This is a genomic window from Streptomyces fodineus (genome assembly GCF_001735805.1).
Taxonomy (GTDB): domain Bacteria; phylum Actinomycetota; class Actinomycetes; order Streptomycetales; family Streptomycetaceae; genus Streptomyces; species Streptomyces fodineus.
Map to the genome: position 1 here is coordinate 4,655,235 of NZ_CP017248.1, position 14,793 is coordinate 4,670,027.

General features: G+C 70.3%; 15 protein-coding genes, 1 tRNA gene and 1 pseudogene. 10 read left to right on the plus strand and 7 right to left on the minus strand.

Features of this window, described 5'->3' with window-relative positions:
• Nucleotides 1-69 precede the first annotated feature (69 nt).
• Nucleotides 70-981: an RNA polymerase sigma-70 factor gene (locus BFF78_RS19570; RefSeq protein ID WP_069779553.1), complete on the plus strand. Its 912-nt coding sequence runs from the start codon at nt 70-72 to the stop codon at nt 979-981.
• Nucleotides 969-1,451, plus strand: a complete 483-nt coding sequence (locus BFF78_RS19575; protein WP_069779554.1) for an SRPBCC family protein — start codon at nt 969-971, stop codon at nt 1,449-1,451. The genes BFF78_RS19570 and BFF78_RS19575 overlap by 13 nt, the downstream gene beginning before the upstream one ends.
• Here BFF78_RS19575 and BFF78_RS19580 read toward each other — a convergent pair.
• The 4 genes from BFF78_RS19580 to BFF78_RS44825 all read right to left on the minus strand — a co-directional run bounded on the left by BFF78_RS19580 (nt 1,448) and on the right by BFF78_RS44825 (nt 3,974).
• Complete coding sequence (locus BFF78_RS19580; RefSeq protein WP_069779555.1) at nt 1,448-2,278, minus strand: MBL fold metallo-hydrolase; 831 nt, start codon at nt 2,276-2,278, stop codon at nt 1,448-1,450. The two genes, BFF78_RS19575 and BFF78_RS19580, sit on opposite strands and share 4 nt — an antisense overlap.
• Complete coding sequence (locus BFF78_RS19585; protein WP_069779556.1) at nt 2,275-3,288, minus strand: NUDIX hydrolase; 1,014 nt, start codon at nt 3,286-3,288, stop codon at nt 2,275-2,277. Before BFF78_RS19585 ends, BFF78_RS19580 begins: the two co-directional genes overlap by 4 nt.
• Nucleotides 3,289-3,351: 63 nt before the next feature.
• Complete coding sequence (locus tag BFF78_RS19590) at nt 3,352-3,816, minus strand: RidA family protein (RefSeq protein WP_069779557.1); 465 nt, start codon at nt 3,814-3,816, stop codon at nt 3,352-3,354.
• Nucleotides 3,813-3,974 (minus strand): DUF4177 domain-containing protein, encoded by a 162-nt coding sequence (locus BFF78_RS44825; RefSeq protein WP_003975360.1) that lies wholly within the window; start codon nt 3,972-3,974, stop codon nt 3,813-3,815. Before BFF78_RS44825 ends, BFF78_RS19590 begins: the two co-directional genes overlap by 4 nt.
• A gap of 139 nt (nt 3,975-4,113) precedes the next feature.
• Here BFF78_RS44825 and bagA point away from each other — a divergent pair, with 139 nt between their 5' ends.
• Together bagA and bagB are read left to right on the plus strand one after the other, a co-directional pair.
• The gene (gene bagA / locus BFF78_RS19595) at nt 4,114-5,091 is read left to right on the plus strand and encodes an ATPase BagA (RefSeq protein WP_069779558.1); all 978 of its coding nucleotides are present in this window, start codon (nt 4,114-4,116) and stop codon (nt 5,089-5,091) included.
• The gene (gene bagB, locus BFF78_RS19600) at nt 5,088-6,437 is read left to right on the plus strand and encodes an ATPase BagB (RefSeq protein ID WP_069779559.1); all 1,350 of its coding nucleotides are present in this window, start codon (nt 5,088-5,090) and stop codon (nt 6,435-6,437) included. Before bagA ends, bagB begins: the two co-directional genes overlap by 4 nt.
• A 473-nt stretch (nt 6,438-6,910) precedes the next feature.
• Here the strand turns inward: bagB and wblA are convergent, their stop codons facing one another.
• Nucleotides 6,911-7,249 (minus strand): transcriptional regulator WblA, encoded by a 339-nt coding sequence (wblA, locus tag BFF78_RS19605; RefSeq protein ID WP_069779560.1) that lies wholly within the window; start codon nt 7,247-7,249, stop codon nt 6,911-6,913.
• 491 nt (nt 7,250-7,740) lie between these two features.
• Between wblA and BFF78_RS19610 the strand changes: the two genes are divergently transcribed.
• Nucleotides 7,741-10,059: a transglycosylase domain-containing protein gene (locus tag BFF78_RS19610; RefSeq protein ID WP_193433499.1), complete on the plus strand. Its 2,319-nt coding sequence runs from the start codon at nt 7,741-7,743 to the stop codon at nt 10,057-10,059.
• A 189-nt stretch (nt 10,060-10,248) separates the two neighbouring features.
• Here the strand turns inward: BFF78_RS19610 and BFF78_RS19615 are convergent, their stop codons facing one another.
• Complete coding sequence (locus BFF78_RS19615) at nt 10,249-10,716, minus strand: GatB/YqeY domain-containing protein (RefSeq protein ID WP_069779561.1); 468 nt, start codon at nt 10,714-10,716, stop codon at nt 10,249-10,251.
• Between the two features lie 124 nt (nt 10,717-10,840).
• Between BFF78_RS19615 and BFF78_RS19620 the strand changes: the two genes are divergently transcribed.
• The 5 genes from BFF78_RS19620 (at nt 10,841) to BFF78_RS19640 (ending at nt 14,601) form a co-directional block, all read left to right on the plus strand.
• Nucleotides 10,841-11,767, plus strand: coding sequence for a metallophosphoesterase (locus BFF78_RS19620; RefSeq protein ID WP_069779562.1), 927 nt, complete (start codon nt 10,841-10,843; stop codon nt 11,765-11,767).
• A 105-nt stretch (nt 11,768-11,872) separates the two neighbouring features.
• Complete coding sequence (locus tag BFF78_RS19625) at nt 11,873-12,631, plus strand: Pr6Pr family membrane protein (protein ID WP_069779563.1); 759 nt, start codon at nt 11,873-11,875, stop codon at nt 12,629-12,631.
• Nucleotides 12,632-12,697: 66 nt separating this feature from the next.
• A tRNA-Pro gene (locus BFF78_RS19630) sits at nt 12,698-12,771 on the plus strand.
• A 243-nt stretch (nt 12,772-13,014) separates the two neighbouring features.
• A complete protein-coding gene (locus BFF78_RS19635) occupies nt 13,015-13,695 on the plus strand; it encodes a DUF488 family protein, N3 subclade (RefSeq protein WP_069779564.1) in 681 nt (226 codons plus the stop codon).
• Nucleotides 13,696-13,815: 120 nt separating this feature from the next.
• The gene (locus tag BFF78_RS19640; protein WP_069779565.1) at nt 13,816-14,601 is read left to right on the plus strand and encodes a hypothetical protein; all 786 of its coding nucleotides are present in this window, start codon (nt 13,816-13,818) and stop codon (nt 14,599-14,601) included.
• 33 nt (nt 14,602-14,634) lie between these two features.
• On the opposite strand, the pseudogene BFF78_RS48280 reads toward BFF78_RS19640, so the two are convergent.
• Nucleotides 14,635-14,775 (minus strand): annotated as a pseudogene (locus BFF78_RS48280) (phosphotyrosine protein phosphatase); the annotation flags it as partial.
• Nucleotides 14,776-14,793: the final 18 nt, after the last annotated feature.

The following is a 14,793-nucleotide window of genomic DNA, read 5'->3' on the forward strand; positions in this document are numbered from 1 at the left end:
TGTGGACTGTCACGGTTTCCCGATCCGACGTGTCTCAGTGCCGTCCGAAGAGAGGAGCCGAGCCGGATCATGGCCGAGGACGCGTTCAGCGAGCACCGTCCGCTGCTGTTCACCATCGCCTACGAGCTGCTGGGCGGCGCCGCCGACGCCGAGGACGTGCTGCAGGAGAGCTATCTGCGCTGGCGGGAGGTCGATCCGGGCACGGTCGGGCACGCGCGCGCGTACCTGGTGCGGACGGTGACCCGGCAGGCGCTCAACCACCTGCGCGCGGTGAAGGCCAGACGCGAGGAGTACGTCGGCTCGTGGCTGCCCGAGCCGATCCGCACCGCGCCCGAGGTCGGCGAGGACGTGGTCCTGGCCGAGTCGGTGTCGATGGCCATGATGCTGGTGCTGGAGACGCTGAACCCGACCGAGCGCGCGGTGTTCGTCCTGCACGACGTGTTCGGCTACACCCACGGTGAGATCGCCGCCGCGATCGGCAAGGCCGAGGTCACCGTCCGGCAGATCGCGCACCGCGCGCGCCGGCACGTCCACGCGCGGCGCCGCCGCTTCGAGCCCGACTCCGCCGCCGGCGGGGAGATCGCCCAGCGGTTTCTGCGATCGGCGGCGGACGGGGACGTGCAGGCGCTGATGGATCTGCTCGCACCCGATGTCGTGGTGATCTCCGACGGTGGCGGGAAGGCCGTCGCCGCCCGCCGCCCGGTCGTCGGGCGCCCGGATGTCGCCCGGTTCGTCCTCGGCGTGTACCGCACCAGCGCGATGACGGCCCGCATCGAACCCGCCCGCTACAACGGCATGCCCGCGGCACGGTTCCTCACCGGCGGGGCGCTGGACTGGCTGGCGGCGTTCGAGATCCGGGACGGACGGATCACCGCCCTCTACGGCATGCGCAACCCCGACAAGCTGGATCGCGCCGACGTGGTGCGACCGCTCGACCGAGGAACACCCGACCAGGGAGGCCGACAGGCATGGAGACCATGACCGTGGAGCGCGTCATCGACGCCCCGATCGAGGACGTGTTCGCCTGGCTCACGACGACCACCCACTACACGGCCTCGCCGCTGGTGCTGCGCTGCCGGCTGACCCGGCGCGGGGAGGCCGTGCCCTACGGCGTCGGCGCTGTCCGCAGCCACCTCTGGCTGATCGGCTGGTTCCGGGAACGCATCACCCGGTACGACCCGCCGTACGCCACGGACTACGTCGTGGAGCGCAGCGTGCCGCCGTCCCGGCACGAGCTCGGCCGTATGACGTTCGCCGAGACGGACGGCGGCACCCTGGTGCGGTGGACCACGCGGGCGGAGATCCCCCTGCCCCTGCTCGGCACCGCCCTCACCCGGTACCTGGCCCGCCCGGTGATCACGCGCACCTTCGGCAACATCCTCGAGGCGGCCGAGAAGGCGCTGACCGGGCCGGCCGCGGCGGCCCCGGCAAGGCAGCGGGGGACCGGCTAGATCAGCCCGTGCTCGCTCAGGTAGTCCATCTGGGCCCGTACCGACAGCTCCGCCGCCGGCCACAGGGAGCGGTCCACGTCGGCGTACACGTGGGCGACGACCTGGGCCGGGGTGCGATAGCCGTCCTCGACCGCCGTCTCCACCTGGGCGAGCCGGTGGGCACGGTGGGCGAGGTAGAACTCGACGGCGCCCTGGGCGTCCTCCAGGACCGGCCCGTGGCCCGGCAGGACGGTGTGCACGCCGTCGTCCACGGTCAGGGACCGCAGCCGGCGCAGGGAGTCCAGATAGTCGCCCAGGCGGCCGTCGGGGTGCGCCACGACCGTCGTACCGCGCCCCAGGATGGTGTCGCCGGTCAGCACGGCCCGGTCGGCCGGGAGATGGAAACACAGCGAGTCCGCGGTGTGCCCGGGCGTCGGTACGACCGTCAGCTCCAGGCCGCCGACGGTGATCACGTCACCTGCGGCCAGGCCCTCGTCGCCCAGCCGCAGCGCCGGATCGAGGGCACGCACGCGCGTGCCCGTCAGTTCCGCGAAGCGGGCGGCGCCCTCGGCGTGGTCGGGGTGGCCGTGGGTGAGCAGGGTCAGGGCTATCCGCTTGCCGGCCTGCTCGGCGGTGTCCACGACGGTGCGCAGATGGCCGTCGTCCAGCGGGCCCGGGTCGATCACCACCGCGAGCTCGGAGTCGGGCTCGGCGACGATCCAGGTGTTCGTGCCGTCCAGGGTCATCGCGGAGGCGTTGGGCGCGAGAACGTTCACGGCCCGCGCGGTCGCGGGCCCGGAGAGCACCTGCCCGCGGGGCTGGCCCGGCAGCGTACTTGCGTCGGTCATGCGGGGCCTCCACCCGTGGTCTCGCCGGTCGCCGGGGCGGTTGTGCCCGGGGGCGCCGGGGCGCTCGCGTCCGTGGCCGTCGGGGCGCCCGTCTCCGTGGCCGTCGGGGCACCCGCGTCGCCGGTCCTCGCCTCGCCCGTCGCCGCGGCCGCCGAAGCCGTCGGAATGTGCTTCGTGAACTCCTCGTGCCCCGGCCAGGACAGGACGATCTCACCGTCCCTCAGGCCCGCGCTCGCCATCACCGGCGTCATGTCCCGTTCCGGGGCCGCCGAGAGCGCCTCGGCAGCAGTGGCGTACGGCAGCAGCTGGCGCAGGGTGGCGATGGTGGGCGGCATCATCAGCAGCTCGCCCTTGTCGTAACCGGCGGCGGCCTCGGCGGGGCGGATCCACACCGTGCGGTCGGCCTCCGTGGAGGCGTTGCGGGTGCGCTGGCCCTCGGGCAGGGCGGCCACGAAGAACCAGGTGTCGTAGCGGCGGGCCTCGAACTCGGGGGTGATCCAGCGGGTCCAGGCGCCCAGCAGGTCCGAGCGCAGCACCAGGCCGCGCCGGTGCAGGAACTCGGCGAAGGACAGCTCGCGCGCGACCAGCGCGGCCCGGTCCGCCTCCCAGTCGTCCCCGGTGGTGTCGCCGACGACCGAGTCCGGGTCGGGCCCGGCGAGCAGCACGCCCGCCTCCTCGTACGTCTCCCGTACGGCCGCGCAGACGATCGCCTGGGCGCCGGACTCGTCGACGCCGAGCCGGTTCGCCCACCACGCGCGCGTGGGGCCCGCCCAGCGCACCAGACGGTCGTCGTCACGCGGGTCGACACCGCCTCCGGGATACGCGTACGCGCCTCCCGCGAAGGCCATGGAGGCGCGTCTGCGCAGCATGTGGACGACCGGGCCGGACTCGGTGTCCTTCAGGAGCAGGACCGTGGCCGCGCGTCTGGGGGACACCGGGGTGAGGGTGCCGTCCGCGAGGGCGCGGATGCGGTCCGGCCACTCCGGGGGGTACCACTGACCGTTCGCCATGGGCGGAGGCTATCCCGTGTAGGGCGAATGTTCGAGAGGTGCCCGAGGTCAGAGGGTCGCGGGTTACCGGACGAGTTCCACCTGGATCTCGACCTCCACCGGCGCGTCCAGCGGCAGCACCGCGACGCCGACCGCGCTGCGCGCGTGCACGCCCTTGTCGCCGAGGACCTCGCCGAGCAGTTCGCTGGCGCCGTTGACGACACCGGGCTGCCCGGTGAAGTCGGACGCGGAGGCGACGAACCCGACGACCTTCACCACGCGCGCGATGCGGTCCAGGTCGCCGGTGACGGACTTCACGGCGGCCAGCGCGTTCAGCGCGCAGGTGCGGGCCAGGCCCTTGGCCTCCTCCGGCGTGACCTCGGCGCCCACCTTGCCGGTGACCGGCAGCTTGCCCTCGACCATGGGCAGCTGGCCTGCGGTGTACACATAGACACCGGACTGCACGGCCGGCTGGTACGCGGCCAGCGGCGGTACGACCTCGGGCAGGGTCAGACCCAGTTCGGCCAGCTTGGCCTCGACCGCGCTCATGCCTGCTTCTCCCGCTTCAGGTAGGCCACGAGCTGCTCGGGGTTGTTGGGCCCGGGCACGACCTGGACGAGCTCCCAGCCGTCCTCGCCCCAGGTGTCCAGAATCTGCTTCGTGGCATGGACGAGCAGCGGCACGGTTGCGTATTCCCACTTGGTCATGGGGCCGACTGTAGCCGCTGTGGCCGGTGGGACGGTGACCTGTGGCCGCCGGGACGGTGACCTGTGACCTTGGGGACAGTGACCGCGTTATCCACAGCCTCCCGCGTGAGTGTCGAGCGGACTGGTTAGTCTCGAAGGCGTGAGCAGGCTCCAGGTCGTCAGCGGCAAGGGCGGGACCGGAAAGACGACGGTCGCCGCCGCACTGGCGCTGGCCCTCGCGACCGAGGGGAAGCGGACGCTTCTCGTGGAGGTCGAGGGCCGGCAGGGCATCGCCCAGCTCTTCGAGACGGAGGCGTTGCCGTATGAGGAGCGAAAGATCGCGGTCGCTCCCGGGGGCGGCGAGGTGTACGCCCTCGCCATAGACGCCGAACTGGCCCTTCTGGACTACCTCCAGATGTTCTACAAGCTGGGCGGCGCGGGCCGGGCCCTCAAGAAGCTCGGCGCGATCGACTTCGCCACCACCGTCGCGCCGGGCATCCGGGACGTGCTGCTGACCGGCAAGGCGTGCGAGGCCGTGCGCCGCAAGGACAAGAGCGGACGGTTCGCGTACGACTACGTCGTCATGGACGCCCCGCCGACCGGCCGCATCACCCGCTTTCTGAATGTGAACGACGAGGTGGCGGGCCTGGCCAAGATCGGCCCGATACACAATCAGGCGCAGGCGGTGATGCGGGTGCTGAAGTCGCCGGAGACGGCGGTGCACCTGGTGACGCTGCTGGAGGAGATGCCGGTCCAGGAGACCGCCGACGGCATCGCCGAACTGCGCGCGGCCCGGCTGCCGGTGGGCCGGGTCATCGTGAACATGGTCCGGCCGGAGGTGTTGGACGAGGCGGACCTGGAACTCGTACGGACCGTGGAGCGTTCCTCTGTCGCACAGGCGTTGTCGGCGGCCGGACTGGGCGGGGCCCGGCGCGGCGGCAACGCGGAGAAGCTGGTGGACCCGCTGCTGGACCAGGCGGCGGAGTACGCCGAGCGGTACGCGCTGGAGCAGGAGCAGCGCGCGGTCCTCGCCGAGCTGGGCCTGCCGCTGGGCGAACTGCCGCTGCTCACCGAGGGCATGGACCTGGCGGGTCTGTACGAACTCGCCACCGAGCTGCGGGAACAGGGGTTGACATGAGTCCGGACCCGGCCGAGGCACCCGAGACGGCCGAGGGCCCCGAGAAGGCCCACGGTCTCTCCCCCGCGCGCGTGCTGGACATCGACCCGCTGCTGGACGACCCGAAGACCCGGATCGTGGTGTGCTGCGGCTCGGGCGGGGTCGGCAAGACGACGACCGCGGCGGCCCTCGGCCTCAGGGCGGCCGAGCGGGGCCGCAAGGTGGTCGTGCTCACCATCGACCCGGCCCGGCGGCTGGCCCAGTCGATGGGCATCGACTCCCTCGACAACGTGCCCCGGCGGGTGAAGGGCACCGAGGGCGAGGGCGAACTGCACGCCATGATGCTCGACATGAAGCGCACCTTCGACGAGGTCGTGGAGGCGCACGCGGACCGCGAGCGGGCGGCCACGATCCTGGCGAACCCCTTCTACCAGTCGCTTTCGGCGGGCTTCGCGGGCACGCAGGAGTACATGGCGATGGAGAAGCTCGGCCAGCTGCGCGCGAAGGACGAGTGGGACCTGATCGTCGTCGACACCCCGCCCTCCCGCTCGGCGCTGGACTTCCTCGACGCGCCCAAGCGCCTGGGCTCCTTCCTGGACGGCCGTCTCATCCGCCTCCTCACCGCCCCCGCCAAGCTGGGCGGACGCGCGGGCATGGCGTTCCTCAACGTCGGCATGTCGATGATGACCGGCACACTGGGCAAGCTGCTGGGCGGTCAGCTGCTGAAGGACGTGCAGACGTTCGTGGCCGCGATGGACACCACCTTCGGCGGGTTCCGTACGCGCGCGGACGCCACGTACAAGCTGCTCCAGGCACCCGGCACGGCGTTTTTGGTGGTCGCGGCCCCGGAGCGGGACGCGCTGCGCGAGGCGGCGTACTTCGTGGAGCGGCTGGCCGCGGAGAAGATGCCGCTGGTCGGCCTGGTGCTGAACCGGGTCCATGGCAGCGGCGCCGGCCGGCTGTCGGCCGAGCGGGCGCTCGCCGCCGCCGAAAATCTTGAGGACCCCCGCATTGTGGATCAGGGGGACGGGAAAGCTGGACTTCGTAACTCTCCCGACCCATACGGCAGTTCGCGATCTTCCGCATCCGAGGCCGCTACCGACGCCCCTGCTTCCGAGGAAGGCTCCCCCGCCGACACGGAGCGTTCTGTCGACCGGCTCGCCGCGGGGCTGCTGCGACTGCACGCCGATCGTATGCACCTGCTCGCGCGCGAACAGCGCACGCGTGACCGTTTCACCGCCCGCCACCCCGAGGTGGCGGTGGTCGAGGTAGCCGCACTGCCCGGCGACGTCCACGACCTCGCAGGCCTGCGCGACATCGGCACCCGGCTGGCAGCGGGCACGACAGGTCCCACGGGGCTGTCGTAGCCGCGGACATGCACGGCCAGGAGCCCTGGCGGTACGCGCAGGCCCGGCCGTTGCCGGCAGTCGTGGGCGCGTTGGTGACCACAGGGCGGACGGTGTACGCCGCACCCTGCCCTGACGCGAGGGTGTTCGCAGGCACACACCTCACCTGCCAGGAACCTCGCGGTGAGCATGCAAGGGGCTCGCCGCCGAGGCCGCCCCGGCCCCGTCGCTGACAGCAGACCCTCTCCGCAGGCCAGGCCGCAAGGCCGGCCATCCCCGCACACGGGGCCGCGAGGCCGATCGTGGCTTCCCCAGGCCCAGGCCCGATCGGCGCTTCCCGTACCCCGTCGCTTCCCGTACCCCGGGCGTGTACCCACTCGGCGTGCCCCCGGGCCTGTGCCCGGCCCTGCCTCCCGTGACCCACGCCCGATGCTGCCCATGGCGTGTGCCGGGCCGGAGCGATGTGCCCCGGGGATGTGCCGGAGGGAACGCCCTCAGCTCACCGCCGCGTAGTGCTCGTACACCTCGTCGCTGTCGAGGGGCACGATGCCCACGCCGCGCTCGTACTCCGAGCGGGCGGTCTCCAGCAGCCTGCGCCAGGAGGTCACGGTGGGCCGTCGGCGCAGCAGTGCGCGGCGCTCCCGCTCCGTCATGCCTCCCCACACGCCGAACTCCACGCGGTTGTCCAGCGCATCGGCCAGACATTCGGTGCGTACCGGGCATCCGGTGCACACCGCCTTGGCCCTGTTCTGCGCTGCTCCCTGAACGAACAGTTCATCCGGATCGGTAGTGCGGCAGGCGGCCTGCGCACTCCAGTCGGTTACCCAGCCCATACCGGCGCCGTCCTCTCCCGAATCGAGGCTCCCCCACGGCGGCAGCGGCATATTCACCGCCGCCAGTTGAGGACGTTACGGAAGGTGGGCACAGCGCAACACCCCCTTCGGGCCCAATCTTGAATGGCCCGAACGGACTATGGGTAAGCGGCAGATCACCCGCGGGAGTGAGCTGGCGACATATGCGACCATCCCGGCAAACCAGGACAGCTGTGGTGCGCCACAACGGGCGCCGGGTGACACACGAGGCGGTTTCGGACACGTACCCCTCAGGAGCCGGTCACGCCCCGCGCGGAAAACGGGCTGCGCCCGAACGATTCGGGGTCGCCGGACGTATGGATACGTGACCGCAACTGCTGTGACAGTTGAGAGCAGCTTAGGCCAAGGCCTGCGCGCGTGTCCGGCGAATGGGAACGTAGGCGTCCCGCTTTGCCGTGCCGTGACGCGGTCGCTCCTTCGGAACGCTCAGACGTACGGATTAGGCTGCCCCCATGCCAAAGAAGCGCTCGGGTGGTGGTCTGTCGCCCATCCAGCAGGCCGCCAAGTTCCTCGGTGTCAGTGTGCTCGCCGGAGCCGTGATGGCGGGCATCGCGCTGCCCGCCGCCGGTGCGCTGGGCCTTGCGGCCAAGGGCACGGTCAAGAGCTTCGACGAGATCCCGGCCAACCTGAAGAGTCCCCAGCTGAGTCAGCGCACGACGATCCTGGACAACCAGGGCAACCAGATCGCGGACGTCTACTCACGCGACCGTACGGTGGTGGACCTCAAGGACATCTCGCCGTACATGCAGAAGGCGATCGTCGCGATCGAGGACGCGCGCTACTACCAGCACGGCGCCATCGACCTCAAGGGCGTGCTGCGCGCCCTGAACAAGAACGCGCAGGAAGGCGGGGTCGCGCAGGGCGCCTCCACGCTCACCCAGCAGCTGGTGAAGAACTACTTCATCGAGGAGGCCGGCGACGACCCGACGAAGGTCGCCCAGGCCACCCAGCAGACCCTCGGCCGCAAGATCAAGGAACTCAAGTACGCGATCCAGATCGAGGAGAAGCTCGGCAAGAAGAAGATCCTCGAGAACTACCTGAACATCACCTTCTTCGGCGAGCAGGCCTACGGCGTCGAGGCCGCCTCCCAGCGCTACTTCTCCAAGCACGCCAAGGACCTGAACCTGCAGGAAGCGGCGCTGCTGGCCGGCATCGTGCAGTCCCCGAGCCGCTACGACCCGGTCAACGACGAGGCGGAGGCCACCAAGCGGCGCAACACCGTGCTCCAGCGGATGGCCGACCTCGGCGACATCCCGCAGAAGGAGGCCGACCAGGCCAAGGAGACGCCGCTCGGACTGCACCCGAGCCAGCCCAAGAACGGCTGCATCACCGCGGTCAAGGGCGCCGGCTTCTTCTGCGACTACGTCCGCGACGTCGTCCTGAACGACCCGGTCTTCGGCAAGACCAAGGAGTCCCGGGCCAAGCTGTGGAACCAGGGCGGCCTGACGATCCGTACGACGCTCGACCCGCAGGCACAGCAATCCGTGCAGGCGTCCATCAAGACCCACGTCTACAAGTCCGACCCGGTGGCGACGGCCGCGACCATCGTCGAGCCCGGCACCGGCAAGATCCTGGCGATGGGCCAGTCCCGCCCGTACGGCTTCGGCAAGGACGAGACGCAGATCAACCTCTCCGTCAACTCGGACATGGGCGGCGGCGCGGGCTACCAGTCCGGCTCGACGTTCAAGCCGATCGTGGCGGCGGCCGCGATCGAGGGCGGCAAGCCCCCGACGCAGCAGTACTCCTCGCCGTACCAGATGCCGTACCCGAGCCCGGTGCAGGCGTGTGACGGCAAGCTCTGGCGCACCGACCCGAACAACCCCGCCAAGCTGTCGAACGAGAACGCGTCCGAGCACGGCCCGTACCGCATGAAGGAAGCGACCGCCAAGTCGGTCAACACCTACTACGTTCAGCTGATCAGCGACATCGGCATCTGCCCCGTCACCGACATGGCGCAGAGGATGGGTGTGCAGCGCGCGGACGGCCACAAGATCGAGCAGGCCCCCTCCATCGCGCTCGGCACCCAGGAGGTGTCGCCGCTGACGATGGCGAACGCATACGCCACCTTCGCCTCGCGCGGTATGTACTGCACCCCCGTCGCCATCGCGTCGATCACCCAGAAGGTCGGCAGCGAGGAGAAGTCGCTGCCGGTGCCGAAGTCGACCTGCTCGCGCGCGATGTCGGAGAAGACCGCGGACACCGTCAGCACGCTCCTCAAGGGCGTGGTCGAGGACGGTACGGGTCAGGAGGCCGGCCTCGGCGACCGCCCGAGCGCGGGCAAGACGGGTACGACGGACGAGCGTTACGCCGCCTGGTTCGTCGGCTACACCCCGAACATGGCGGGCGCGGTCTGGGTCGGCGACCCGCAGCACAAGCGCAAGATGATCAACATCACCATCGGCGGCGTCCCACACGACAAGGTGTTCGGTGGCGAGGTGCCCGGCCCGATCTGGCGCGACATGATGACCGGCGCGCTGCAGGGCAAGCCCGCACAGGACTTCCACCTGATCAACATCCCCGACGACAACAACAAGGGCGGCGACCGGGGAAAAGGACACGGGGGGAAGGGCGGCGGCAAGAACGGGGACAGCACGGGCGGGATCGGCGGACTGATCGGCGGCCTGACGGACGGGGGAACGACGGCCGGCGGCACCACGGGTGACACCGGCGGCGGCTTCCCGGCACCGACCATCTCCCTGCCGGGGAACTTCATCCAGGGGCAGGGGAACGGCGGAATCAACGGGAACGGCAACGGGGGCCGGCGGGGCTGACCCCGAGCGGCGTTGACGCGAGCGAGCACGGCGGCGGGGCCGCACCCTTCGGTTGAAGGGTGCGGCCCCGCGGCCGTATTTCCTTGTGTCTGGGGGCTCAGCAATGAAGGTCTGTCGGGTTGAGCTCTGAAGACCTGTGGGCGTGGGCCCTGAAGATCTGGAACCTGGGCCCCGAAGATCGGTGGGACCTCAGCCCTGGAGCAGCTTCTTCACCGCGGCGGCGACACGGCCGCCCTCGGCCTGGCCGGCCACCTTCGGGTTCACGATCTTCATGACGGCACCCATGGCCCGCGGCCCCTCGGCGCCGGCCGCCCTGGCCTCTTCCACGGCCTGGGCGACGATCACGTTCAGCTCGTCGTCGGACAGCTGCTTGGGCAGGTACCGGGAGAGCACCTCGCCCTCCGCCTTCTCCCGCTCGGCCTGCTCGGCGCGACCGCCCTGCGCGAAGGCCTCGGCCGCCTCACGGCGCTTCTTCGCCTCACGGGTGATCACCTTGATGATCTCGTCGTCGGAGAGCTCCCGCTTCTCCTTGCCGGCAACCTCCTCCTGGGAGATCGCGGTGAGCGTCAGCCGGAGCGTCGAGGAGCGCAGCTCGTCGCGCCCCTTGATCGCGGCGTTGAGGTCGTCCTGCAGCTTCGACTTGAGCGTGGTGGTCATGGGGTCGATTGTCGCAGGTGTGCCGGTGTGAACGCCCGCTGATTTAGTGGGAGACCGGCCGGGAGAGGCGTACCGGGGGGCCGACCGGTCCTTTCGTACCGCCGGGGTCTGACACGATGGACGTATGCGCGCGCGATACGGAGTACCCCTGGGAATCATGGCGGCAGGCGCCGCCGGGCTGGCGTACGCGGCGGGCTTCGAGGCCCGCTCCTTCCGCCTCCGACGAGTGACGGTCCCGGTCCTCCCGCCGGGCATGCGCCCCCTGCGCATGCTCCAGGTCTCCGACATCCACATGGTGAGCGGCCAGCGCAAGAAGCAGCGGTGGCTGCAGTCGCTGGCGGGCCTGCGCCCGGACTTCGTGATCAACACGGGCGACAACCTCTCGGACCCCGAGGGCGTGCCCGAGGTCATGGACGCGCTGGGGCCCTTGATGGAGTTCCCGGGTGCGTACGTCTTCGGCTCCAACGACTACTACGGCCCCCGACTCCGCAACCCCGCCCGCTACTTGCTGGAGAAGGCGAGCGGCCGGCACGGCCTGAACGGCAACCCGCCGGCGGTGGGCGTCGTCCACAACCCGTGGGAGGACCTGCGCGACGGCTTCGACGCGGCGGGCTGGCTGAACCTGACGAACACGCGGGGTGTCCTGAAGGTCGAGGGCGTCTCGATCGAGCTGACGGGCCTCGACGACCCCCACATCAAGCGCGACCGCTACGCCCAGGTGGCGGGCGGCCCGTCGGGGACGTACGACTTCTCGATGGGCGTGGTCCACGCGCCGTACCTGCGGGTGCTGGACGCGTACGCGGCGGACGGCTACCCCCTGATCCTGGCCGGCCACACCCACGGCGGCCAGCTGTGCATCCCCTTCTACGGCGCGCTGGTCACCAACTGCGACCTGGACACCGACCGGGTGAAGGGCCTGTCCACCCACACGGCGGACGGCCACACCTCCTACCTCCACGTCTCGGCGGGTTGCGGCACCAACCGCTACACGCCGGTGCGGTTCGCGTGCCCGCCGGAGGCGACGTTGTTGACGTTGGTGGGGCGGGAGTAGGGGTCTTCTGCGGGGGCCGGGGACGGATCCCGTAGGGGCCGGTGCCGTAACCCACCTGGGCTAGCCCACATGGCCCCACCCCTCCCCCGCTCCTAGCGTGAGGGCATGACCGCCCCGATACCCAGGGAGATCCCGGACCTGCCCGCGGTGCCGGCCCCGCCCCTGCTGTTGCCCTCCCCGGTCCCGGCCGCGGCGGTGGTGGCACCGGTCCGCCGCCCCATGGCCGCGCTCTTCCGCCTTCTGACCGCCGTCGCGGCGGCAGCCGGCGTGGCCCTTGAGCTCCTGCTGGGCACCCCGGCCCGCACCCTGAGCTACTTCAGCGTCCAGACCAACCTCCTGCTGGCCATCGTCATGCTCATGTCAGCATCGAGGACCTGGCGGGCCCGCCGTCCGCTGCCATCGGCCGTGACAGGCGCCACACTTCTCTACGCCATGGTCGCGGCGCTCGTCTATCACCTGCTCCTGGCCCACACGACGCCCCCGTTCTCGATGACCGGCACGACTGCGGTTCCGCAGCGCTGGCACGGCTCGTGGGCGACCCTGCAGATCCTGCACACGCTGACACCGGCGGCGGCCCTGCTGGACCTGCTGCTGCTCACGCCCGCGGCCCGGCTGCACCTGCGCCAGGCGGCCACGTGGCTCCTCTACCCCCTGGCCTACCTGGCCTTCACCCTGACCCGAGCGACGGTCCTGGCGCCCTCGAACCCCGCCCGCTACCTCTACCCCTTCCTGGACGCGGCGACCCACGGCTACCGCAGCACCCTGGCCAACGCCCTCCTCCTGGGCCTCGCGATCTACGCCCTGGCCGTCCTCCTCGTGGCCCTGGACCACACCCGCCCGACCCCGGTCCGCCGCCGCGTCTAAACCGGATTTCGTCTACAGCCACCGGTGGGCTAAAGTAAACGTCGTCGCCGCGACAAGCAGCGACATCGGGGTGTAGCGCAGCTTGGCAGCGCGCTTCGTTCGGGACGAAGAGGTCGTGGGTTCAAATCCCGCCACCCCGACAGAGAAACACCAGGTCAGGGGCCTGATCCACCAAGTGGATCAGGCCCCTGAGTGGTTCCTGGAGATCGTTTGGGAGAAATCTGGGAGAAGATCTTGGTCGGTTTCTCCCAGAGAGTGTCCGGTGAGGCTGCTTGGGGTCCGGCAGCTGAGGGCACTCGGACCTGCGCGTTCGCGAATCCGGCCCGGCGACTGGCCGGGAACACCATGCCCGCCCGCCTCAACCGCCATTAGGATCACGACACATGGCAGGCCATCACTCAGCGCGTCCTCACGACCACGCTCGCGCGCTCGCCCAGCGAGTGCGGGCTCTGCGGGAAGCCCGTGGGTGGTCGCGGGAACGGCTCGCCAAGGAAGCCTGCATCAGCACTAAGACGCTGGCCCGGCTGGAGGGCCAGGGAGCGATCCAGCCAGGTTTCTTCACCGTCGGTGCGGTCGCAGAGGCTCTTGAGGTCTCCTTGGGTGATCTGTTCCGAGAGAGCCACGTCACCCCCGGCCTGTGGTCCGCCGGATACGAAGGGCGGGACATCGACTCGTTCGTCGCCTCGCTCCTCGACAGCCGTATCGATGTAGTGGCGGACGTCAGGCTGACGCCGATCAGCCGCAAGAAGGGCTTCAGCAAGACCCGCCTCGGGCAGGCGCTCGCCGAGGCCGGCATCGAGTACACCCACCTGCGTGGCCTGGGGAATCCCAAGGAGAACCGGGCGCCGTTCTGGGACGGCCGCCTGGACGTGGGCAGGGCCCGCTTCCGTGATGTGCTGGGGTCCGAGGAGGCGCAGGCCGATCTCGGCCGCCTGGCAGAGCACGCCCAGCAGTCCCGGGTCGCGGTGCTGTGCTTCGAGAAGGACGAGAGCCGCTGTCACCGACAGGTCGTCCTGGAGACGGTCCGCGAGCGGGCCGCTGTGCCCGTGATCCCCCTGGCCTGACTTCATCCCTCGCCCCTGCACGCGCCCTTGCCAGTGGCGCATGCCTCTCCTCCAATCGGATCGCGGAGATCTGTGGAGGGGGCAACCATGGGATCGGGGAATCGGCAGCGCGCGACGATCATGATCACGGTCAAGACGTATCCGGAGCTGTCCAACAAGTACCGCGAGACCAGCTGCGTGGCAGGCATACGGCTGGACCAGGGCGCACCACGGCACGTACGGCTCTTCCCGGTGCCGTTTCGGCTCCTCGCGGAGGAGGCTCAGTTCTCCAAGTACTCGATCATCGAGGTCGACGTCGAGCCGCACGGTAAGCGGGACTCGCGGCCCGAGAGCCTGCGGCCAGACCTCGACACCCTCAAGATCGTGGGCGAGGTGCCGGCGGACGGCGACTGGAAGCACCGGTACAAGTACGTCGACCCTCTCGTCTCGCCGTCCCTGTGCGCGATCAAGAGGGACCAGGAGAAGTACGGGACCTCACTCGGCGTGTTCCGGCCCACGGAGGTCAGCTTCCGGCTGACGGCGGCAGAGCCCTGGCCCGAGTCCAAGGCCGCGCTGGCCGACCAACTCGACCTCTTCGAGCAGGACCTGGCCCGGCTTGAGTGGGTGCCTCTGGAATTCCGCTACAAGTTCCGCTGCGCGGACGACGGCTGCCCCACGCACGACATGGCCCTGAAGGACTGGGAGGCCGGCGCGTCGTACCGCAAGTTCCTGCGCAAGTACGGCGAGCACGCCGTGCAGGACAAGCTGCGGGAGCGCTGGTACGAGTCGATGTTCACTCCCGACCGCGCCGTCCACTTCTTCGTCGGCAACATCGCGGCCCACCCCAAGACCTTCATGCTGCTGGGCCTGTTCCGCCCGAAGGCCAATGTCGTCGAGTACGTCCAGGAGAGCCTGTTCGGTGACTGAGTGGCGAGGCTGACGGCCGTCATTCGCCGCCGGAATGCCAAGGTCGGCGAGCAGGCCGCGTACGCGGCGCTCGACAGCGTCCCGGATCGGTCGGACGGCTTCGACACCCTGATCAGCAGGGCCGTCGAGCTGTCAGTCCAGGTACCGCTTGCCGGGGAAGACAGGGCAGGCGTCTGTGCCGCTACTGGAGCC

Bases quoted from the DNA above. Each gene is read 5' to 3' on its own strand.
- BFF78_RS19570 (WP_069779553.1), top strand. From the start codon at position 70: ATGGCCGAGGACGCGTTCAGCGAGCACCGTCCGCTGCTGTTCACCATC.
- BFF78_RS19575 (WP_069779554.1), top strand. From the start codon at position 969: ATGGAGACCATGACCGTGGAGCGCGTCATCGACGCCCCGATCGAGGAC.
- BFF78_RS19580 (WP_069779555.1), bottom strand. From the start codon at position 2,278: ATGACCGACGCAAGTACGCTGCCGGGCCAGCCCCGCGGGCAGGTGCTC.
- BFF78_RS19585 (WP_069779556.1), bottom strand. From the start codon at position 3,288: ATGGCGAACGGTCAGTGGTACCCCCCGGAGTGGCCGGACCGCATCCGC.
- BFF78_RS19590 (WP_069779557.1), bottom strand. From the start codon at position 3,816: ATGAGCGCGGTCGAGGCCAAGCTGGCCGAACTGGGTCTGACCCTGCCC.
- BFF78_RS44825 (WP_003975360.1), bottom strand. From the start codon at position 3,974: ATGACCAAGTGGGAATACGCAACCGTGCCGCTGCTCGTCCATGCCACG.
- bagB (WP_069779559.1), top strand. From the start codon at position 5,088: ATGAGTCCGGACCCGGCCGAGGCACCCGAGACGGCCGAGGGCCCCGAG.
- wblA (WP_069779560.1), bottom strand. From the start codon at position 7,249: ATGGGCTGGGTAACCGACTGGAGTGCGCAGGCCGCCTGCCGCACTACC.
- BFF78_RS19610 (WP_193433499.1), top strand. From the start codon at position 7,741: ATGCCAAAGAAGCGCTCGGGTGGTGGTCTGTCGCCCATCCAGCAGGCC.
- BFF78_RS19615 (WP_069779561.1), bottom strand. From the start codon at position 10,716: ATGACCACCACGCTCAAGTCGAAGCTGCAGGACGACCTCAACGCCGCG.
- BFF78_RS19620 (WP_069779562.1), top strand. From the start codon at position 10,841: ATGCGCGCGCGATACGGAGTACCCCTGGGAATCATGGCGGCAGGCGCC.
- BFF78_RS19625 (WP_069779563.1), top strand. From the start codon at position 11,873: ATGACCGCCCCGATACCCAGGGAGATCCCGGACCTGCCCGCGGTGCCG.
- BFF78_RS19635 (WP_069779564.1), top strand. From the start codon at position 13,015: ATGGCAGGCCATCACTCAGCGCGTCCTCACGACCACGCTCGCGCGCTC.
- BFF78_RS19640 (WP_069779565.1), top strand. From the start codon at position 13,816: ATGATCACGGTCAAGACGTATCCGGAGCTGTCCAACAAGTACCGCGAG.